At 72.2% G+C, this 19,911-nt stretch carries 19 protein-coding genes; 10 read left to right on the top strand and 9 right to left on the bottom strand.

Annotated features, from left to right (window positions below):
* Nucleotides 1–5: 5 nt before the first annotated feature.
* From ACIA47_RS11930 to ACIA47_RS11910, 5 genes are read right to left on the bottom strand one after another with little or no spacing between them, the layout of a single operon-like run.
* Nucleotides 6–698 (bottom strand): CoA pyrophosphatase, encoded by a 693-nt coding sequence (locus ACIA47_RS11930; protein ID WP_203122963.1) that lies wholly within the window; start codon nt 696–698, stop codon nt 6–8.
* Nucleotides 695–1,366, bottom strand: a complete 672-nt coding sequence (locus tag ACIA47_RS11925; protein WP_396707503.1) for a TlpA family protein disulfide reductase — start codon at nt 1,364–1,366, stop codon at nt 695–697. Before ACIA47_RS11925 ends, ACIA47_RS11930 begins: the two co-directional genes overlap by 4 nt.
* Nucleotides 1,363–2,151: an endonuclease III gene (gene nth, locus ACIA47_RS11920; protein WP_145789750.1), complete on the bottom strand. Its 789-nt coding sequence runs from the start codon at nt 2,149–2,151 to the stop codon at nt 1,363–1,365. The genes ACIA47_RS11925 and nth overlap by 4 nt, the downstream gene beginning before the upstream one ends.
* A 41-nt stretch (nt 2,152–2,192) precedes the next feature.
* Nucleotides 2,193–3,371, bottom strand: coding sequence for a CapA family protein (locus ACIA47_RS11915; RefSeq protein WP_396707500.1), 1,179 nt, complete (start codon nt 3,369–3,371; stop codon nt 2,193–2,195).
* Between the two features lie 11 nt (nt 3,372–3,382).
* Nucleotides 3,383–4,090, bottom strand: coding sequence for an adenosylcobinamide amidohydrolase (locus tag ACIA47_RS11910; protein WP_203122961.1), 708 nt, complete (start codon nt 4,088–4,090; stop codon nt 3,383–3,385).
* A 143-nt stretch (nt 4,091–4,233) separates the two neighbouring features.
* Between ACIA47_RS11910 and ACIA47_RS11905 the strand changes: the two genes are divergently transcribed.
* The 9 genes from ACIA47_RS11905 to ACIA47_RS11865 all read left to right on the top strand — a co-directional run bounded on the left by ACIA47_RS11905 (nt 4,234) and on the right by ACIA47_RS11865 (nt 15,065).
* A complete protein-coding gene (locus tag ACIA47_RS11905) occupies nt 4,234–4,911 on the top strand; it encodes a Crp/Fnr family transcriptional regulator (RefSeq protein WP_007466162.1) in 678 nt (225 codons plus the stop codon).
* Between the two features lie 111 nt (nt 4,912–5,022).
* Nucleotides 5,023–5,766: a metallophosphoesterase family protein gene (locus ACIA47_RS11900; RefSeq protein ID WP_396707498.1), complete on the top strand. Its 744-nt coding sequence runs from the start codon at nt 5,023–5,025 to the stop codon at nt 5,764–5,766.
* Between the two features lie 198 nt (nt 5,767–5,964).
* Nucleotides 5,965–6,570: a TetR/AcrR family transcriptional regulator gene (locus ACIA47_RS11895; RefSeq protein ID WP_396707496.1), complete on the top strand. Its 606-nt coding sequence runs from the start codon at nt 5,965–5,967 to the stop codon at nt 6,568–6,570.
* A 37-nt stretch (nt 6,571–6,607) separates the two neighbouring features.
* The gene (locus ACIA47_RS11890) at nt 6,608–7,405 is read left to right on the top strand and encodes a TIGR03084 family metal-binding protein (protein WP_396707494.1); all 798 of its coding nucleotides are present in this window, start codon (nt 6,608–6,610) and stop codon (nt 7,403–7,405) included.
* Entirely contained in the window at nt 7,402–9,078 is a 1,677-nt protein-coding gene (locus ACIA47_RS11885) for an acyclic terpene utilization AtuA family protein (RefSeq protein WP_396707492.1), read from the top strand. The genes ACIA47_RS11890 and ACIA47_RS11885 overlap by 4 nt, the downstream gene beginning before the upstream one ends.
* The gene (locus ACIA47_RS11880; RefSeq protein ID WP_396707490.1) at nt 9,075–10,271 is read left to right on the top strand and encodes an acyl-CoA dehydrogenase family protein; all 1,197 of its coding nucleotides are present in this window, start codon (nt 9,075–9,077) and stop codon (nt 10,269–10,271) included. The genes ACIA47_RS11885 and ACIA47_RS11880 overlap by 4 nt, the downstream gene beginning before the upstream one ends.
* The gene (locus ACIA47_RS11875; protein ID WP_396707488.1) at nt 10,268–11,869 is read left to right on the top strand and encodes an acyl-CoA carboxylase subunit beta; all 1,602 of its coding nucleotides are present in this window, start codon (nt 10,268–10,270) and stop codon (nt 11,867–11,869) included. The genes ACIA47_RS11880 and ACIA47_RS11875 overlap by 4 nt, the downstream gene beginning before the upstream one ends.
* 11 nt (nt 11,870–11,880) lie before the next feature.
* Nucleotides 11,881–13,878: a biotin carboxylase N-terminal domain-containing protein gene (locus ACIA47_RS11870; protein ID WP_396707486.1), complete on the top strand. Its 1,998-nt coding sequence runs from the start codon at nt 11,881–11,883 to the stop codon at nt 13,876–13,878.
* Nucleotides 13,875–15,065 carry an acyl-CoA dehydrogenase family protein gene (locus ACIA47_RS11865; RefSeq protein WP_396707484.1) on the top strand — a complete coding sequence of 397 codons (1,191 nt, stop codon included), beginning with the start codon at nt 13,875–13,877 and terminating at the stop codon, nt 15,063–15,065. The genes ACIA47_RS11870 and ACIA47_RS11865 overlap by 4 nt, the downstream gene beginning before the upstream one ends.
* 165 nt (nt 15,066–15,230) lie before the next feature.
* Here ACIA47_RS11865 and ACIA47_RS11860 read toward each other — a convergent pair whose 3' ends face one another.
* Together ACIA47_RS11860 and ACIA47_RS11855 are read right to left on the bottom strand one after the other, a co-directional pair.
* Nucleotides 15,231–16,274, bottom strand: coding sequence for a hypothetical protein (locus ACIA47_RS11860; RefSeq protein WP_396707482.1), 1,044 nt, complete (start codon nt 16,272–16,274; stop codon nt 15,231–15,233).
* A gap of 161 nt (nt 16,275–16,435) precedes the next feature.
* Complete coding sequence (locus tag ACIA47_RS11855) at nt 16,436–17,377, bottom strand: transporter substrate-binding domain-containing protein (RefSeq protein WP_396707480.1); 942 nt, start codon at nt 17,375–17,377, stop codon at nt 16,436–16,438.
* A 168-nt stretch (nt 17,378–17,545) separates the two neighbouring features.
* On the opposite strand from ACIA47_RS11855, the gene ACIA47_RS11850 reads away from it, so the two are divergent.
* A complete protein-coding gene (locus ACIA47_RS11850) occupies nt 17,546–17,887 on the top strand; it encodes a hypothetical protein (RefSeq protein WP_396707478.1) in 342 nt (113 codons plus the stop codon).
* On the opposite strand, the gene ACIA47_RS11845 is transcribed toward ACIA47_RS11850, so the two are convergent.
* Both ACIA47_RS11845 and ACIA47_RS11840 read right to left on the bottom strand, forming a co-directional pair.
* Nucleotides 17,874–19,370 carry a serine/threonine-protein kinase gene (locus tag ACIA47_RS11845; protein WP_396707476.1) on the bottom strand — a complete coding sequence of 499 codons (1,497 nt, stop codon included), beginning with the start codon at nt 19,368–19,370 and terminating at the stop codon, nt 17,874–17,876. The two genes, ACIA47_RS11850 and ACIA47_RS11845, sit on opposite strands and share 14 nt — an antisense overlap.
* A gap of 30 nt (nt 19,371–19,400) precedes the next feature.
* The gene (locus ACIA47_RS11840; RefSeq protein ID WP_203119768.1) at nt 19,401–19,904 is read right to left on the bottom strand and encodes a hypothetical protein; all 504 of its coding nucleotides are present in this window, start codon (nt 19,902–19,904) and stop codon (nt 19,401–19,403) included.
* Nucleotides 19,905–19,911 lie beyond the last annotated feature (7 nt).

Below are 19,911 nucleotides of genomic sequence, written 5' to 3'. Positions count from 1 at the left end.
TGCGGTCAGCGCAGGGCGTTCTCGTCGGCGTCGTCGGTGCCGGCGGACGGGGCTGGTGTCGCCCCGGTCGGCGGAAGCTCCACCACCCGCCCGCGCGACCAGGGACGGGCCCAGCCGCCCATCTCGAGCAGGGTGGCGAGCACCCCGGCGGTGAAGCCCCAGACGAGCATCCCGCGCGCCGAGAACGCCGGCCCGATCCAGCCGCTCGGGTGCCGGACCCGCAGTCGGTTGGCCGGATCGACCAGCTCGCTGACCGGCAGGCGGGCGACGTGTGCCACCTCGGCCGGCTCCCGGGGGTGCACCGGGTGCGGGTCGTGCCACCAGGCCAGCACCGGCGTGACCACGAAGTCGCTGACCGGGATCCACAGTTTCGGCAGCTCGGCCAGCACTGTCACGCTGGACGGGTCGAGGCCCACCTCCTCGTTCGCCTCGCGCAGGGCGGTGGCGCGGACGTCGGCGTCCTCCGGGTCGGCCGCACCCCCGGGAAAGGCGGGCTGGCCGGCGTGGTTGCGCAGGGTGGCGGCGCGTTGCAGGACCAGCACGTCGGGACCCGCGCCGGGCTGCTCGCCGAGCAGCACCAGCACCGCGCTCTCCCGACCACCCTCGGCCGGCGTGGTCAGCCGGGTGAAGTCCTCGGCGCGGGCGGTGCCCAGCCGGGTCAGCAACGGCTCGATCCACTCGGGGGGCCGACGGGTCACGCCGGCACCGCCAGGCCGAGGTGCTGGCGGACCAGCTTGGCGAGCTTGGTGTCGTCGAGAGCGCCGCTGGCGTCGATGTGCCGGACCTGACCGTCGGCGTCGACGAAGAGGGTCAGCGGAATGGCGTTGCGCTTCAGCTCGCGCTGTAGCGCCTCGCCCTGGTCCACCAGGATCGGGAACCGGACGCCGAAGTCCTCACCGATGGACTGGGCGCCGCCCCGGCTGTCCCGACTGTTGACCCCGACCACCTGGAGCTGACCGGCGGCCCGCTCGCTGAGGCGTTGGAAGGCGGGCAGCTCCTTGCGGCACGGCGGGCACCAGGAAGCCCACACGTTGATCACCGCCGGCCCGGCCACCTCCCGCAGCACGACGGGGGCACCGCCGGTGAAGCAGGAGAGCGTCAGCTCCGGCAGCGCCGACCCGCCAGCGGCGCGCGCCGTCGTGCCGGACGTTCCGGGCGACGCCGGAATCGCCGTTGCGGAAGTCGCCGTGCCGGAGTTGGGCGACGTGGTCGTGGGCGCCGTGCTCAGCGTGGCGCAGTCCCGGAACGGGGAAGGTCGCTCGGCGGCCGGCCGGGGGGCTGGCTCGTCGTTGGCCGTGCCGCTGGTGCAACCGGTGACGGCCAGCAGCAGCGGCAGGACGGCGAGGGCGAGGCGGCGGCGGTTCACGGCACCTCCGCCGTGATCGCCTGCGCCGGCACCAACTCCGGGTCGACCCCGGCAGCCACCGCGAGGTCACGCGCCCGAGGGCCCTTGAGCAGCTTGGCGGCGGCCGCCGGCTCGGTCGGGCCGGTGCCGTACGAAGGGCAGAGCTTCGCGAGCGTGCAGGCGCCGCAGGCCGGCTTGCGGGCGTGGCAGACCCGTCGCCCGTGGAAGATGATCCGGTGCGAGAGCATGGTCCAGTCGCGCTTGTCGTACAGCGCGCCGATCGCGTGCTCGATCTTGACCGGATCGGTCTCGGTGGTCAGCCGCCACCGGTGGACCAGTCGCTGGAAATGCGTGTCGACGGTGATGCCCGGGACGTCGAAGGCGTTGCCCAGGATCACGTTGGCGGTCTTGCGGCCGATGCCGGGGAGCGTCACCAGGTCGACGAGCCGGCCCGGGACCGCGCCGTCGTACCGGTCGAGGAGGGCCTGACCGAGCTTGAGCAGTGAGTCGGTCTTGTTGCGGTAGAAGCCGGTGGGCCGGATCAGCTCCTCCATCTCGCCCCGGTCGGCGCCGGCGTACGCGGCAGCGCTCGGATAGCGGGCGAAGAGCTTCGGGGTGACCTCGTTGACCTTCTTGTCCGTGCACTGCGCGGACAGGATCGTGGCGACGGCCAACTCCAGAGCGTTGGAGTGGTCCAGCTCACAATGCGCGTCGGGATGCGTCTCGGCCAGCACCCGGCCGATCTTGCGGGCACGGCGTTTGCGCCCGAGATCGGTCTCGCTGGCACCGGGAGGGCTACTGGTCACGACGGTCAGCCTACGTCGCACCCCGGACGCTCCTCGTCGGGTCAGCCGCCGGTCGGCGGCGAGATCTTCCCCTGCCCGTCGAGGCGAGCGCCGCCCTTCGGAAAGTCGGCGGGGCTCAACTCGGTGACCAGGCCCAGGCCCCGGTCGTCCGGGTCCATCGTCGGCTTGCCGGCGGAGTTCATGTACGTGGAGGTGAACGAGCCGCCGGCCCAACTGCCGTCCGGCTTGAGCGACACCTTCAGTACCCCGCCCCAGCCGAGGCGGCCGTCGTTGCTCAGCGAGTTGCCGCCGCCGGCGAAGTTGCCCAGGCTGTACGCGATCAGGCGCCCCTGGTAGAACTCCATCCCGCGCAGCACGTGCGGGCCGTGCCCGACGATCAGGTCGGCGCCAGCGTCGATCATGGCGTGCGAGAACTTCACCGGGTCGCCCCGGTTTTCGCCCAGGAACATCTCCGTGCCGGGCTTCACCCGGGTCTTGTCGACGCCCTCGCCACCCATGTGCACCTGCACCACGACCAGGTCGGCCATGGTGGCGGCCTTGGCGACCACCGCCTTCGCCTTGTCGATGTCGACGAGGCTGTTGGACCAGACGTACGACGAGAAGCCGGCGACGGCGACCTTGACGCCCTTGACGTCGACCACGGTGATCTCGTTCGGCGCGCCGGTGTGCTCCAGGTCGTACTTCTTCAGCGCCTTCTGGGTGTTCTCGTAGCCCTTGGGCCCGTAGTCGTACCCATGGTTGTTGGCCTGGTTGAGCACGTCGAAGCCGGCGTCACGCAGGTGCGCGGCGTACTCCGGCGGAGCGCGGAACTGGAAGCAGCGGGTGGAGTTCGCCCCGCACTTGCCGGTGCCGGTGTCGACCGTCAGCGGCTCCTCCAGGTTGCCCATCACCAGGTCTGCCTTGAGCGCCTCGGTGACCGAGTTGAAGAAGCCCTTACCGCCGGCGGCGGGCAGCCGACTGGGCGCGTTGCCCATGATGATGTCGCCGGTGGCGGAGAGCGAGATCGCGCCACCCTGACCGGCCGATGCGGGCCCGGTGGCCTTCGGGCCGGTCGTGGAGACCGGCGCGCCGGTGCCACCGCCTCCCGCGCCTGGCTGCCAGACGGGTGCCTCACCACCGGGGTCGGCACAGCCGGCCACGAGGAGGGCGGCCAGCAGCGCGGCGAGGCCGAGGGCGACGCGGCGGCGCGGGCGGGACGCGAGGGGTGCGGGAGCGTACATCGCCCGCGACCCTACCGGTCGTTAAACGCGCCGACGACAGCCGATCGGTTGGACTTTGCGCCCCTGAGCTGCTCGGACCACGGCACGACCGGCCGCGAACCGCCGGCGAGCACCGCCGCGTGCACCGCTCGGGCCAGCGGGGCGCCCCAGGTGGAGCGCGGCCCGCCGTACGCGGCCTCCGGCCCGTCCACCGGGCAGAGCACGGTGACCGCGTCGGTGGGCGTACCGGTCCCCGACACCCCCAGCTCGGTGATCGCCTGGGTCTTCGCCTCGGTCGCGGTGGCCACCGCATTCACCAGCGCCGAGTCGGCGAGCCGGGCCGGCACGTACACCACGATGTTGACAGTGCCGACGTGTGGGGCCAGCGCGGCCGGCGTCGGCGCGGCAGCGGGCACCGGCGTGCCGAGCCCGACCGTCGCCCAGGCCCGCACCCCGGCGTCGGTTCGCGCGACCACCTCTGTCACATCGACGCCGGTCAGCAGACCGACGCCGGGTCCGTCGAGGGCCAGCTCGGCGGCGAGCGAGGCCAGGTGGGCCGCGGGGTCATCCCGGTCGTACGACATCGGGACGGTCGCGTTCAACACCCACCGCCGGACCCCGATGCCACCGCCCAGCGGGGCACTGCTGACGGCCCGTAGGGGCACGTCCGCGCGCCAGACGAGCAGCGGGACATGCCGCCCGTCCTCGGCGCGGCTGGTCAGAGTCGGCTCGCTCAGCACGTCGGGCAGATTACGCCCACCGATCAAGATTCCAGGGGCGACCTCTGATTCATGCTCACGTGCGCCTAGACTTGGCGGCGCGCGAGGGGATCAGCGGACGGCGGCCCCGGCCGACGGACGGCACGCGCAACCGGAGGTGCGCAATGGACGAGGTACTGGCCCGCAGCGGGATCTTCCAGGGTGTTGACCCGGAAGCTGCCGAGGCGCTTGCCAAGGAGATGGAGACGATCGAGGTCCGCAAGGGCGAGATCGTCTTCAATGAGGGCGAGCCCGGTGACAGCCTCTACATCCTGCTGTCCGGGAAGATCAAGGTTGGTCGCCGCGCAGCGGACGGCCGGCAGAACCTCATCGCGGTGATGGGGCCGTCGGACATGGTCGGTGAGCTGTCGCTCTTCGACCCGGGTCCGCGTACGGCGACCGCCACCGCGGTGACCGACACCCGGCTGGTGCGGCTGCGTAAGCAGGCGCTGCGGCCGTGGCTCAACAACCGCCCGGAGATCGCCGAGCAGTTGCTCCGGGTGCTCGCCCGGCGGCTGCGCCGGACCAACGACTCGCTCGCCGACCTGATCTTCACGGACGTGCCGGGCCGGGTCGCCAAGAACCTGCTCCAGATGGCGGGCCGCTTCGGCACCCGCGACGGCGGCGTTCTGCGGGTGACCCACGACCTCACCCAGGAGGAGATCGCCCAGCTCGTCGGCGCCTCCCGGGAGACCGTCAACAAGGCACTCGCCGACTTCGCCTCGCGCGGCTGGCTGCGGTTGGACGGCAAGAGCATCATCATCCTGGACCCGGAGCGTCTGGCCCGCCGCGCCCGCGTCTGAGCAGCACCCGACGTCCCCGCCTGCCGTCACCGACGGTGGGCGGGGACGTTTGCCGTCTGCCTGACGCAGAATCGCTGGCCTTCCGGCGGTGCCGGCGGTGAGGGTGGGGCCATGGTGAATCGTGTTGCCGTGCTCTCCGACATCCATGGCGTCCTGCCGGCACTGGAGGCCGTGCTGGCCGAGCCGGACGTCGCCGCCGCCGATCTGATCGTGCTCACCGGCGACATCGCCGCCGGCCCGCAACCGGTCGAGGTGCTGGACGTGCTCGCAGGCCTCGGCGACCAGGTGTGCTGGGTCGGCGGCAATGCCGACCGCGAGCTCGTCGAGGCCCGGGTCGGCCGGCCGGCGTCGATCGAGGTGTCGAACTGGGCCGCCGGGCGGCTACGCGACGACCAGGTGGCCCGGCTCGCCGCGCTGCCGGCGACGGCGACGCTGGAGATCGACGGCCTCGGGCCGACGCTGTTCTGCCACGCCACGCCCCGCGATGACGAGGAGGTCGTGCTCGTCGACTCCCGGATGGCGCGCTGGGCGGAGGTTTTCGACGGTCTCCCCGCCGACGTTTCCACGGTGGTCTGCGGCCACACGCACATGCCCTTCACCCGGCTGGTCGACCGGCGTCTGGTAGTCAACCCGGGCAGCGTCGGCATGCCGTACGGGGGCGCGGGCGCGTGGTGGGCGCTGCTCGGGCCGGGCGTCCAACTGCGCCGCACCGCCTTCGACGTGGACGCGGCCTGCGCCCGCGTGGCGGCGGAGTCGACCTTCCCCGACGCCGCCGCCTGGGCCAACGAGTACCTGCGCTCCCAGCACAGCGACGCCGACGCGCTGACCGTCTTCGGCCCCCGCGACGGCCGCTGAGCCCTACGCCCGGCAGCGGACCAATCAGCGGTGGATCATGGAGTTGTGGTGCCCGTTACGAGCAATGGAACGGCTTTTGTCAACCACCACATCTGCATGATCGGGCCGGGGAGCCGGGAGCCGGGGAGCCCTGCGCGCGCCTGCGGCTCGAAAAAAGTCAGTCTTGACTGTTTGTTTCGTAGGCACCAGGCTGTCTCCGTGCCCACCGCATCGACACGTGTCCCTCAGCAGGAACGCAGCCGCGCCACCCAGGCCCGGCTGCTGGAGGCGACCGTCGACTGCCTGATCGAGCACGGCTGGTCCGGCACCACGACCACCGTCGTCGCGGCGCGGGCCGGTGTGTCGCGTGGGGCGCAACTGCACCACTACCCGACGAAGGCGGCGCTGGTGACGGCCGCTGTGGCCCATCTGGCCGAGCGCCGGGCCGACGAGTTGCGCAGCGAGGCCGAGGCGCTGCCGGCTGGCCCGCAGCGGTTGGACCGGGTCGTCGACCTGCTCGCCGTGGCGTTCACCGGGCCGCTGTTCGTGGCCGCGCTTGAGCTCTGGGTCGCCGCCCGCACCGATCGGGAGCTGCGGGACGCCCTGGTGCCGCTGGAGGCGACGGTCGGGCGGGAGATGCACCGGCTCACCGTCGCCCTGCTCGGTGTCGACGAGCGTCGGCCCGGTGTCCGCGAAGCGGTGCAGGCCACGCTCGATCTGCTCCGTGGGCTCGGGGTGGCCAACCTGCTCAGCGACGACTCCGCCCGCCGGGCCGCCCTGTTGACCACCTGGAAGCGCCAGCTCGTCACCCTGCTCACGCCCTGACCGCCGGCCGCACCGGCCACCACCGACCGGAGGCACCATGGTCGACCTCAGCGACCTGCTCACGGACCTGGCCGACGAGTCCGCCCAACTGGACGCCCTGGTGGCGCCTCTGCCCGTGGCCGACTGGGCGAGGCCGACCCCCGCGCCGGGCTGGAGCATCGGGCATCAGATCGCCCACCTCGCCTGGACCGACCACGTCGCGCTGTTGGCCGCGACCGATCCCGAGGCGTTCTACGCGACGGTCACCGCCGCGCCGGACGTGACCCGACTCGTCGACGTCGGCGCCGAGGAATTCCTCGCCCCGCCGGCCGAGCTGCTCGCCCGCTGGCGGGCCGGGCGCACCGCGCTCGTCGACGCACTGGCCGCCGTTCCGGCGGGCGGCAGACTGCCCTGGTACGGCACGCGGATGTCGGCCACCTCGATGGCCACCGCCCGGATCATGGAGACCTGGGCGCACGGCGCGGACGTGGCCGACGCCCTCGACGTGGTCCGCCCCGACAGCGACCGACTCCGGCACGTGGCGCACCTGGGCGTGCGTACCCTCGGGCACGGCTTCGCCGCGCACGGCCGGGAGGCACCGACGGCGCCGGTCCGGGTCGAGCTGGTCGGGCCGGGCGGAGAGGCCTGGAGCTGGGGTCCGGCGGACGCCGCCGACCGGGTCACCGGGCCGGCCCGGGACTTCTGTCTGCTGGTCACCCAGCGCCGACACCGCGCGGACCTCGCTCTGGTCGCCACCGGGTCGGTCGCCGACGAGTGGCTCGACGTGGCGCAGGCCTTCGCCGGGCCGCCGGGTGACGGCCGGCAGCCGGCCGGCGGGATCGGGGTACGGGCATGATCCGCATCGGCAACGCCTCCGGCTTCTACGGCGACCGGTTCACCGCCTGGCGGGAGATGCTCGACGGCGGTGAGCTGGACGTGCTGACCGGCGACTACCTCGCTGAGTTGACCATGCTGATCCTTGCCCGGGACCGTATGCGCGACCCCGACCTGGGCTATGCGAAGACGTTCCTGCGGCAACTGGAGACCTGCCTCGGCACCGCCCTCGACCGAGGGGTGCGGATCGTGACCAACGCCGGCGGGTTGAACCCGGCCGGCCTGGCCGCCGCCATCGAGAAGCTCGCCGACCGGCTCGGCCTGCCGACCCAGGTCGGGTACGTCGACGGCGACACGATCCAGCGACCGGACGCGTTGAGCGCGAACGCCTATCTCGGCGCGTTCGGGATCGCCGCCTGCCTCGACGCCGGCGCGGACGTGGTGGTCACCGGCCGGGTCACCGACGCGTCGCTGGTGGTCGGCCCGGCCATCGCCCGGTACGGGTGGGGCCGCGACGACCTCGACGAGCTGGCCGGTGCCACCGTCGCGGGGCACCTCGTCGAGTGCGGTGCGCAGGTCACCGGCGGTAACTTCAGCTTCTTCACCGAGCTGCCCGACGGCGGTCACCGGCCCGGGTTCCCGATCGTCGAGGTGCACCCCGACGGCTCATCGGTGCTCACCAAGCATCCGGGCACCGGCGGCGCGGTCACCGTGGAGACGGTCACCGCCCAACTGCTCTACGAGATCGGCGGACCGTCGTACCTCGGGCCGGACGTGGTCACCCGACTGGACACGGTGACGCTGCACCCCGACGGGGCGGACCGGGTCCGGGTCTCCGGCGTACGGGGCACGCCGCCACCGACCACGCTCAAGGTGGGCGTCAACAACCTCGGCGGCTTTCGCAATTCGATGACGTTCGTCCTCTGCGGGCTGGACGTCGAGGCGAAGGCAGCCCTGGTCCGGGGGCAGGTCGAGGAGGCGGTGGGCAAGGACGGGCTGGAGTTCACGCTGGCCCGGACCGACCACCCGGACGCCGCCGACACCGAGGCGGCCAGCGCCCTGCTGCACGTACACCTGCGCGACGGCGACAGGGCGCGGGCCGGGCGGGCGTTCTCGGCCGCCGCGGTGGAGTTGGCCCTGGCCTCGTACCCGGGATGCACGCTGACCACAGTGCCCGGTGACGCGACACCGTACGGCGTCTTCACCGCCGACGCGGCGCCGCAGGACGCGGTGGCGCACGTCGCGGTGCTACCCGGTGGCGAGCGGGTGCCGATCGTCCCGCCGATCCGCACCGCCCCCAGCTCGCAGGACGAGTCGGCCCCGGGTGGCGACGCGGCGGCCGACGGCCCGACCCGACGCGGGGCGCTCGGCGAGGTGGTCGGCGCACGCTCCGGGGACAAGGGCGGAGACGCCAACCTCGGTGTCTGGGCGCGTTCCGACGCCGGGTACGCCTGGTTGCGGGCCTGGTTGACAGTCGAACGGCTGGCCGAGCTGGTGCCGGAGACCGCGCCGCTGTCGGTGCGGCGTTACGAGTTGTCCAACCTGCGTGCTGTCAACTTCGTGATCGAGGGCCTGCTCGGCGCCGGGGTGGCCGCGTCCACCCGGTTCGACCCGCAGGCCAAGGCGCTCGGCGAGCTGCTGCGCGCCCGGATCGTCGACCTGCCGGCCGACCTACCGACGGGGGCGTCCCGATGAGCATCGTGGACACCCCGGAGCGCCGGCAACTACGCGAGCTGACCCGGGCGTTCGTGACCCGGGAGGTGTTGCCGCACCTGGACGACTGGGAGCGGGCCGGTGAGGTGCCCCGAGCGCTGCACGCGACCGCCGCGAAGCTCGGCCTGCTCGGCATCGGCTTCCCGGAGTCGGTCGGTGGCAGCGGCGGTGACCTGCTGGACTCGATCATCGTGACCGAGGAGCTGATCCGCTCCGGCGGCTCGTCCGGGCTGGTGGCGGCCCTGTTCACGCACGGGATCGCGTTGCCGCACATGGTCGCGGCGGCCGGTGCCCGCACCGGTGGCTCGCTGGGCGGTCGGCTCGGTGGCGTCTCGTCCCCGGGCGACGACAGCCTGATCGAGCGGTACGTGCGGCCCACGCTGTCCGGCACGATGATCGGCGCGCTGGCCATCACCGAGCCGGACGGCGGTTCGGACGTGGCCGGCATCCGCACGACCGCCCGCCGCGACGGCGACCACTACGTGGTGAACGGGTCGAAGACGTACATCACCAGCGGGCACCGGGCCGACTTCGTGACCACGGCGGTGTGTACCGACTTCCCCGGCAGCGGTGAACTCACCCTGCTGGTCATCGACAAGGAGTCGCCCGGGTTCACAGTGGGACGTCGGTTGGAGAAGCTGGGCTGGCACTGCTCGGACACCGCCGAACTGTCCTTCGCGGACGTGCGGGTGCCGGTCGCCAACCGGATCGGCGCGGAGAACACCGGCTTCCTGGCGATCATGCAGCATTTCGCGGCGGAGCGGCTGTCGTTGGCGACCCAGGCGTACGCGACAGCGCAGCGCTGCGTCGAGTTGGCGGTGCGCTGGTGTCGGGACCGGGAGACCTTCGGGCGTCCGCTGGCCAGCCGGCAGCTCATCCGGCACCGATTGGCCGAGATGCACACCCGGGCCGAGGCGGCCCGGTCGTACGTGCACGGGGTCGCGGGTCGGGTGGCGGCCGGCGAGCCGGTGGTGACCGAGGTGGCGATGGCGAAGAACGTGGCGGTGGCCGCCTGCGACCACGTCGTCGACCAGGCGTTGCAGCTGCACGGGGGGTTCGGTTACCTGCGCGACGCCGAGGTGGAGCGGCACTACCGCGACGCGCGGATCCTCGGCATCGGCGGCGGCACCACCGAGATCATGAACGAGATCATCGCGAAAGGCATGGGCCTATGACCACCCTGCACAGCGCGGTCGACCCGTCCGCGCCCTCGTACCTGGCGAACCGGGAGGCGTTGCTGGAGCGGTTGACCGAGTTGGACGCCGCGCTGGACCAGGCCCGGGCGGGCGGTGGCGAGAAGTACGTGACCCGGCACCACGCGCGCGGCAAGCTGCTCCCCCGGGAGCGGATCGAGCTGCTGGTGGACGCCGACAGCCCGTTCCTGGAGTTGTCGCCGGTCGCCGCGTACGGCTCGGACTTCCCGGTCGGGGCCAGCGTGGTCACCGGCATCGGGGTGGTCGAGGGCGTGGAGTGCCTGATCGTCGCCAACGACCCGACGGTACGCGGCGGCGCGGTGAACCCGTGGTCGCTGGCGAAGACCCGGCGGGCCGGCGAGATCGCCCTGGCCAACCGGCTGCCCATGGTCAATCTGGTGGAGTCGGCCGGGGCGGACCTGCCCACCCAGGCGGAGATCTTCATTCCCGGTGGTCGGGTGTTCCGTGACCTCACCCGGCTCTCGGCGGCCGGCATCCCCACGGTCAGCGTGGTCTTCGGCAACGCCACGGCCGGTGGCGCGTACGTGCCGGGGATGTCCGACCACGTGATCATGATTCGGGACCGGTCGCAGGTCTACCTGGCCGGTCCGCCGCTGGTGAAGATGGCGACCGGTGAGGTCACCGACGACGAGTCGCTGGGTGGCGCGGCGATGCACGCGGGCACGTCCGGGCTCGCCGACTACCTGGCCGCCGACGAGCGGGACGGCATCCGGCTGGCCCGGCAGTGCGTCCGCCGGTTGAACTGGCGCAAGCAGGGCCCGTCGCCGCGTACGGCGGTGCCGCAGCTACCAAAGTACGACCCGGAGGAGTTGCTCGGCATCACCAGCGCCGACCTGAAGGTGCCGTTCGACCCCCGGGAGGTGCTGGCCCGGATCCTGGACGGCAGCGACTTCGACGAGTTCAAGCCGGCGTACGGGGACGCGCTGGTCACCGGTTGGGGCGAGTTGCACGGGTATCCGGTGGGGGTGCTGGCGAACGCCCGCGGGGTGCTGTTCAGCGCGGAGGCGCAGAAGGCGGCCCAGTTCATCCAGCTCGCGAACGCCTCGGACACCCCGTTGATCTTCTTGCAGAACACCACCGGCTACATGGTGGGCACCGAGTACGAGCAGCGCGGCATCATCAAGCACGGCGCCCTGATGATCAACGCGGTGTCGAACTCGACGGTGCCGCACCTGACGGTGAACCTGGGCGCCTCCTACGGCGCCGGCAACTACGGCATGTGCGGCCGGGCGTACGAGCCGAGGTTCCTGTTCACCTGGCCGAACGCCAAGTCGGCGGTGATGGGCCCGGCTCAGCTCGCGGGGGTGCTGTCGATCGTGGCCCGACAGGCGGCTGCCGCACGGGGGCGCGACTACGACGAGGACTCCGACGCGGCGATGCGATTGATGGTCGAGCAGCAGATCGAGTCGCAGTCCGGCGCGCTCTTCCTCTCCGGCCGGCTCTACGACGACGGGGTGATCGACCCCCGGGACACCCGGACCGTCCTCGGGCTCTGCCTCTCGGCGATCCACAACGGACCGGTGAAGGGCGCCGACGGGTTCGGCGTCTTCCGGATGTAGAGGGGCCACTCATGATCAACAGACTGCTCGTGGCCAACCGGGGCGAGATCGCCCGCCGGGTCTTCGCCACCTGCCGCGCGATGGGCGTGGAGACGGTCGCCGTGCACTCGGACGCGGACGCCGACGCGCCGTTCGTGGCCGAGGCCGACCAGGCCGTCCGGTTGCCCGGTGCCACGCCGGCCGAGACGTACCTGCGGGTCGACCTGATCCTGGACGCGGCCCGGCGCAGCGGCGCGGACGCCGTCCATCCCGGCTACGGGTTCCTCGCCGAGAACGCCGAGTTCGCTGCGGCGGTGACCGACGCCGGTCTGACCTGGGTCGGGCCGCCGGCCACTGTGATCGCCGCGATGGGCGACAAGCTGGCGGCGAAGGCGCTGCTCGCCGAGGCGGGCGTGCCGATGCTGCCGAGTTGGACCGACACCGACGGGATCACGGACTTCCCGGTGCTGGTGAAGGCGTCCGCCGGCGGTGGTGGCCGGGGCATGCGGATCGTCCGGACCGCCGACGAACTGGCCGAGGCCGTCGCCTCCGCGCGCCGCGAGGCGGCCGCCGCGTTCGGCGACGGCACTGTCTTCATCGAGCGGTACGTCGAACGCGGCCGGCACGTCGAGGTGCAGATCTTCGGTGACGCCCACGGTCGAGTGGTGGTCCTCGGTGACCGGGAGTGCTCGATCCAGCGCCGGCACCAGAAGATCGTCGAGGAGGCGCCGGCGGTCGTTCCGGAGCGGGTGCGGACGGCGTTGCACGAGGCGGCGGTGGCCGCCGGACGCGCGGTCGACTACCTGGGCGCGGGCACTGTGGAGTTTCTGCTCGCCCCGGGCGGTGAGTTCTTCTTCCTGGAGATGAACACCCGACTTCAGGTGGAGCATCCGGTCACCGAGTTGTGCACCGGGCTGGACCTGGTGGGGTTGCAACTGCTCGTCGCCGAGGGTGAGCCGCTGCCGGCGGCCCTGCCGGCGGGCACCGGGCACGCGGTCGAGGTACGCCTCTGCGCCGAGGACGCGGCGGCGGGTTGGCGACCGGCCACCGGGACCCTGCACCGGTTCGGCGTCGGCTCGGTGACGGCCGAGTTCGGTGGGCTGGCCGGGCCGGGTCTGCGGCTCGACTCCGGTGTGGTGGCCGGTTCGGTGGTCGGGGTGCACTACGACTCGATGCTCGCGAAGCTGATCGCCTGGGGTCGTACCCGCGCGGAGGCGACCCGGCTGTTGGCCAGCGCGCTGGCCCGGGCCGAGTTGCACGGGGTGACCACCAACCGGGACCTGCTGGTCCGGGTGTTGCGCAGCCCCGCGTTCGCCGCCGTGGAGATCGACACGGGTTTCCTGGACCGACACCCGGAGGTCTTCGCCCCGCTGCTCCCCGCCGACCGGCTGCCGATCACCGCCCTCGCCGCGGCACTGGCCGCGGCCGCCCAACGGCGGGCGACCGCACCGGTGCTTCCCGGGCTCCCCTCCGGTTGGCGCAACGTGCCCGCCGTTCCCCAGACCACCCGCTTCGTCGGGCCCGACGGCGACGAGATCGAGGTCCGCTACCGGTTGGACCGGACCGGCCGGCTCGCCGACTGGTCCAGCATGTCGGCGGCCGAGGAGTCCGCCGAGCGGCCGACGGCATCCACCGTGGCGCTGGTCGAGGCCACCCCGGACCGGGTGGTGCTCGACGTCGACGGGGTTCGGCGCGCGTACCGCGTACACCGGGTGGGGTCGGCTGTCTTCGTGGACGGCCCGGACGGGGCGGCGAGTCTGGCCGAGCTGCCGCGTCTCCCGCTGCCCACCGCAGCGGTGGCGGCCGGGTCGCTGCTCGCGCCGCTGCCCGGCGTGGTGACCCGGGTGCACGTCCAGGTCGGCCAGCGGGTCGCGGCCGGCGATCCGCTGCTCACGCTGGAAGCGATGAAGCTGGAACATCCCGTGCTCGCCCCGATCGACGGCGTGGTCGCCGAGCTGCCGGTGCCGACCGGCGGTCAGGTGCAGACGGGCGCCGTGTTGGCCGTTGTCGACGAAAAGGACCCCCGATGACCTTCGACCTCACCCCCGAGCAGGACCAGCTGCGCGACGCCGTGCGGGCGTTGGGCCGCCGGTACGGTCACTCCTACTTCGTCGAGAAGGCGAGGGCCGGCGAACACACCACCGAACTGTGGGCGGAGGCCGGACGGCTCGGCTACCTGGGGGTCAACATCCCCACCGAGTACGGCGGCGGGGGCGGTGGCATCACCGAGCTGGCCATCGTCTGCGAGGAGTTGGCGGCGGCGGGTTGCCCGCTGCTGCTGCTGGTGGTCTCCCCCGCCATCGCGGCGACAGTGCTCAGTCGGCACGGCACCGAGGAACAGCGCAAGCGGCACCTGCCGGGCCTCGCCGACGGCTCCCAGAAGATCGTTTTCGCGATCACCGAGCCGGAGGCCGGTTCCAACTTCCACCGACTCGGCACTGTGGCTCGCCGCGACGGCGACGGCTGGCTGCTCAACGGCCGCAAGTGCTACATCTCCGGCGTCGACGAGGCCGGTCACGTGCTGGTGGTGGCCCGTGTCGCCGTCGATGACGGCCCAGCCGGTTCAGCGGATGCATCTCCGCAGAAGTTGAAGCCGGCGCTGTTCCTGGTGCCGACCGACGCGGCCGGGCTGACCCGGTCGAAGCTGGACATGGAGATCGTGTCCCCGGAGAACCAGTTCCTGCTCTACCTGGACGACGTGCGGGTGTCCGCCGACGCGCTGCTCGGTGAGTCGCTGGAAGCCGGGCTGCCGGCGCTCTTCGCCGGGCTCAACCCGGAGCGGATCACGGTGGCCGCGATGGGCGCCGGCACCGGCCGGTACGCCATCGAGCGGGCCAGTGAGTACACCGCCACCCGCAAGGTCTGGGGTGGTCGGAGCATCGGCTCGCACCAGGGGGTGTCGCATCCGTTGGCACACGCGGCGGTGCAGGTGGAGCTGGCCCGCCTCATGATCCAGAAGGCGGCCACCCTGTACGACACCGGCCGCGACCTGGAGGCCGGGGTGTCCGGCAACATGGCCAAGTACGCGGCCGGAGAGGCCGCCGCGCTCGCCGTGGACACCGCCGTGCAGGTGCTCGGCGGGGCCGGCATGACCACCGAGTACGGGGTGGCGACCCTGCTCGGCGCCGTCCGGGCCGGCCGGATCGCCCCGGTCAGTCGCGAGATGATCCTCAACTTCGTGGCCCAACACGTCCTCGGTCAGGACAAGTCGTACTGACGTCGCCACGCGCTGCGCGAGCGTGCCGTGGCCGTGGCCGTGCGCCCGCGCCCGGCGCTGCATGATCGACTCGGTTTTCTTGAACTCGCGGTGTCCGAGCGTCGGTGATGCCCCGACTTCCTGAAAGCCGAGTCGATCACGCACGGGCCGACGCCGGTGGAGCCGTCAGGCTGGGGTACGGCAGGCGGCGTCGATGCGGTGGACCGGGCGGACCCGACGACCCATGCCTTCCAACAGCGAGTCCTCGACGTGGAAGTCGTGAATGCGCAGTTGGTGGCGGGGCAGTTCCTCCTCGCTCGGGCAGAGCACCTGGGCGCGGACCAGACCGACCGGGACGTACCGGACGCCGCCCCGTTCTTGAAGGATCACCATGTTGACGTCGTCGGTGGTGACCACGTGCCCGCGTACGTCTTCGGTGGGACCGCTCTCCGGGCCCACCGTGGTGACGGTCAGCGGCAACACCGGTGTGGTGATCACCGGCACCGCGGCCCAGATCAGAGTGGCCAGCACCGCCACCTCGGTCACCGACGCCAGCGGCCGGATCACCATGCCCGGCAGCGGCCCCGCGACGAAGAGCGCCAGCAGCGGGGGCACCACGATGAGCGCCAGCACCAGCCACTCGTCGCCCTGCCGCATCGCGTCGCGCATCGTCGGCAGCATCAGCCAGCCGTACCCGGCGAGCAGCGCGCCGATCAGCAGCAGTCGAGGCACCACCCGCTCGTGCAGCCGCGCCGGGCGCAGTTGGAACGCGGCCACGAACGCCGGCAACAGCAACGGCAGATAGAGCAACGGCCAGGTGATCAGGGCGAGCAGGAAGCTGGCCAGCACCACCCAGGCCGGGGTGATGTCGGCCCAGCGGGCGAAGAGCGGGCGGCGACGGGTGCCCGGCGGAAGTCGATCCGCGCTGACGGCCAGCACTGCGCCGAGCGCGAAGACGGCGACCAGCCCGGTGGAGAGCAGTCGGGCCGCCGTGGTCAGGAAGCCGGCGAGCAGGTTGACCGGCCCGACGTTGGCCACCAGCAGCAGCGTGGTCTGGAGCTCCCCGCCGGCCTCCACACCGAGGCGGAGCACCGAGAAGATCGCGGGTACGCCCACCGCGGCGGTCCAGAACGACTGGCTGGCGCGGGCGCGCCGCTCGGCCGGATCCCAGCGGACCCGCCCCGGCTCGACTTCAGCGACGACCGGATCGGCCGGTTCGCCGACCGGCACTGCGGCCGGCCAGGCAACGTCACCTCGTGCACCAGCCGCTGGACGATCATCGGCCGGCGACGCAGCCGCCGTACCGTCGATTGTTGGCGAGTCGGCGGCGGGCACTGACGTGCGGGGCGGCGGGACCGGCCCGTCGCCGCTGGTGGCGGTCGGTGCCGCGCTCACTTCGCGGGCGCCTTGTCGTCGAAGTCGACGAGCTTCGGCACCTCCAGCGGCTGTGGCTGGCGCTTCTCGGCCTTCAGCCAGGGGCCCAGGGTCCGGTTGTACGCGGTCTGCCAGGGGCTCGCATCTCCGTCGCGGCCCTGCTCGTAGCTCTTCTGCAGGAAGAACGCGACCAGGTCGCGCAGCGCGGGGTCACCGATCGGCACGCCGATGCCCAGCAACTCGCTGGTGCCGAACGGCATGTCCACGATTTCGAACTCCTTGGGGAAGCTGGCCAGGAAACCGGCAAGGATCGACTCGTCGGAGCTGACCGCGTCGTACCGGCCCTTCCGGATGCCGTCGACGCAGTCGCCGACGTCCTTGACCACGAACGTCTTTACCTGGTGCTTCTCCAACTCGGCCTCGGTGGTGGAGCCGCCGCTGGTGCAGACCTTGTAGGCCGGGTCGCGCAGATCCTCAATGGTGCGGACCTTGTCCTTGAGTCGAACCGGCACCATCACCTCCTGCGTGGTGACGAAGTACGGCCCGGCGAAGCTGATCAGCTTCTTACGCTCCTCCGTCATGGAGAAGCTGGACACCACCAGGTCGACGGTGCCACCTTGCAGCGACGGGATGCGGTCCTCGGTGGCGACCGACACGAACTCCAGCCGCTGGTCTCCCTCGTAGCCGAGGGAGGCCGCGACGTACCGGGCGATCTCGACGTCGAACCCGACGTGCTGGCCGTTTCGCAGCTCACCCATCAGCGGCTCGTTCGTGGCGACACCGATGCGGAGCTTCGACTGGCCGTAGATGTGCGTCTCGCGCATCTTCTCCTGCACGGAAGGCAGGTCCGGTTCCTTCCGGCTGTCGCAACCGGCCGCGGCGGCGAGCACGAGAGTGAGAGCGACCGCCAGTGTCGACGCGATCGAGCGGAGCCGAGACTGCGAACTGCCTGAGTTCATGGGCGACCTCGCTACCGAAAGGGCCTGCGGAACACCGAGAGTAGCCGTTCTTGTCGAATCCGTGTGGGTGCGGTGAACCATGTCGAGTGGGTCGCTCGGATCGACGTCGATCGGCGCGGCGGTCGGCTGCGCGGTTGACAGCCGGCCTCGTGGCGACATGCTGGACGGGTGAGCCGATTGTCCAGACCCGATGCGCGCACGGTGGCGGTGCTCGCGGCGCTGGGAGCCCTTGCGCCGCTGGTCATGCTGGTGGTGTGGCGCCGACAGGACCTCCTCGGCGTGGTTCTCGCGCTACTCTGCGTGCTAATGACCATGATCGCCGGGGTGGCGGTCTCCGCCGCCCGTCAGGTCGACGATCCGGAGCCGGCGGACCGGTCGGCAGCCCTCGGGCCGCCCGAGCTGATGCCGTACGGGATCGACGCGGACACCCTCGACGCCCTGGACCCCCGGGACGCGTTGCGTGCGGTGCGTGACCGCCGACGCGGGTCGGACGGGCTCAGCGGCCGGTGAGCGTGGGTGCGGTGAGCGCGTCCACGCCGCGCCCCGCCAGACACCGGTAGGCCCGGTCGATGCTGCCGTCGATCGGCGGTAGCACCTCCAGGTGCCAGCCGGTCGCCTCGGCGATCCCGGTGGTCAACCGGAACGTCCTGGCGCTGCACACCTGCCGCACCGGCTCAGCGGCGGCCACCTCGTCGTAGTCGGCGCCGACCAGCGACACCGGCAGGATGCCCTCGGCGTACGTCTCCCAGGTGTGTCGGCCGGCGCAGGACAGCCGAGCCGCCTCGGCGCGGCTGCCCCTGATCCGCATCGGGCCGAAGCACTCCAGCTCGGGCAGGCACCGGGCACCCTCGGGCAGGGCGGTGGGCGCACCGGTGCCGGTCGCGCAGCCGGGCAACGGCCCGGTCGCCGGTGCGGCGATCTGGGTGGCCGACGGGTACGGGGCGGGTGGTGGCGCCCGGTCGGCGACCCATGCCCCGGCGGTCGCGGAGGCGGCGAGCGCGAGCACCCCGGCGCCGCCGAAGAGCCAGCGCCGCCACCGTCGACCGGCGGGGTCGCTTCGCTGAGTGTCCTCGACGGGCGTTCGGGGCACCGGTTGGCTGGCCGCGTGCGGGCCGGAGAGCGTCGCGGCACCGCTGACCGGAGCGCCGCTGACCGGTGCCGCCGGCGAGCCGAGTGGCAGGTTGGTGAGCAGGTCGTGCAACTCCAGGGCGGAGGGACGCTCGCCCGGATCGTTGGCCATGCCGACGCGCAGCACGTCGATCAGCTCGTCCGGCACCCCGGGCAGGGCGGGGAGCGGTTGGTTGAACATCTCCAGCACGGTGACCAGGCTCGGGTTGCGCTCGGACTGCCAGCGCGGCGGCCGGCCGTGCATCACGGCGTAGAGGGTGGCGCAGAGCGCGTACACGTCGACGGCCGGTGACGGCGGGCTGTGGCTGAACATCTCCGGCGGTGCGTACGCCGGGGTGAGCACCTCCAGGGTGACCGAGGCGTCCCGGTGCTCGGCGAGGACGGCGAGCCCGAAGTCGGCGAGCACCGCCGAGTTGAAGTGCGAGTAGAGGATGTTCGCCGGTTTCACGTCCCGGTGCAGCACCCCGGCGGCGTGCGAGTGGGCCAGCGCGTCCGCGATCTTGATGCCGAGGTCGCGGGCCTCCACCGGGCCGAGCGGCGAGGTGCGCATCCGTTCGGCGTACGAGCCGTCGCAGAGCTCCATGATCAGGTAGGGGTGCTGGTCGACTGTGACCCCCACGTCGAAGAGGTCCACCACGTGCGGGTGGGACGACATCCGGCCGGCCGCCCGCGCCTCGCGCAGGAAGCGGGCCTGATCGCGCTCGCTGTCCAGCGTCCGGTTCTCCACCTTGACGGCGACCTCGCGATCCACGGAGATCTGGGTGGCCTGGTAGACGGTCGCGTACCCGCCCCGGGCAAAGACCCGCAAATCAGTCAGGCCGGGCACGATCGGCACTGGCAGGCCGCCCGTCGGGGTGTCGGTCACCGCTCGAAAATACCCAACCCGACCGATGGCTCAGCGCACCGCGTCCGCCGGAGCCGCACCGGCGGGACCGGTACCCTCCTCGGCGACCGCAGTCGTCCCGGCACCCTCGGACGATCCGACCCCGCCGGCCGGGATGCCCCGCCGGGCGTCCAGACGCAGACCGATGGCGGTGGCCACGGCGCCCAGCCCTTCCCACGCCGCCACCCCGAAGAACCGGTCGGGAGCGATGTCGGCCAGCACCGCGATGGTGAACACGGTGAACGTGACCAGCCGGAAGACCACTGTGAACCCGTAGAACACCCGCCACTCGGTCACCGTGGCGAGCAGGTAGTAGACGCCCATGTTGAAGGCCGCCATCGAGGACGCCAGCAGGAACGTCCCGGTGTGGTCACCGACGGACCGCGTCGCCGGCACCTCGAACCCGAGCATGCGCAGCTGCGCCTCCGGCCAGAGCAGCCCAACCGCGCCCATCACCAGCGCCAACACGCCGAAGACCGCGATGGTCCAGCCCGCGATGGATCGCGGCAGCTTCATGAACGGC

The organism is Micromonospora sp. NPDC051227 (assembly GCF_044455385.1).
Classification (GTDB): domain Bacteria; phylum Actinomycetota; class Actinomycetes; order Mycobacteriales; family Micromonosporaceae; genus Micromonospora.
The sequence above is the reverse complement of the archived record's forward strand: the minus strand, read 5'-3'. Positions and strand labels throughout refer to the sequence as shown.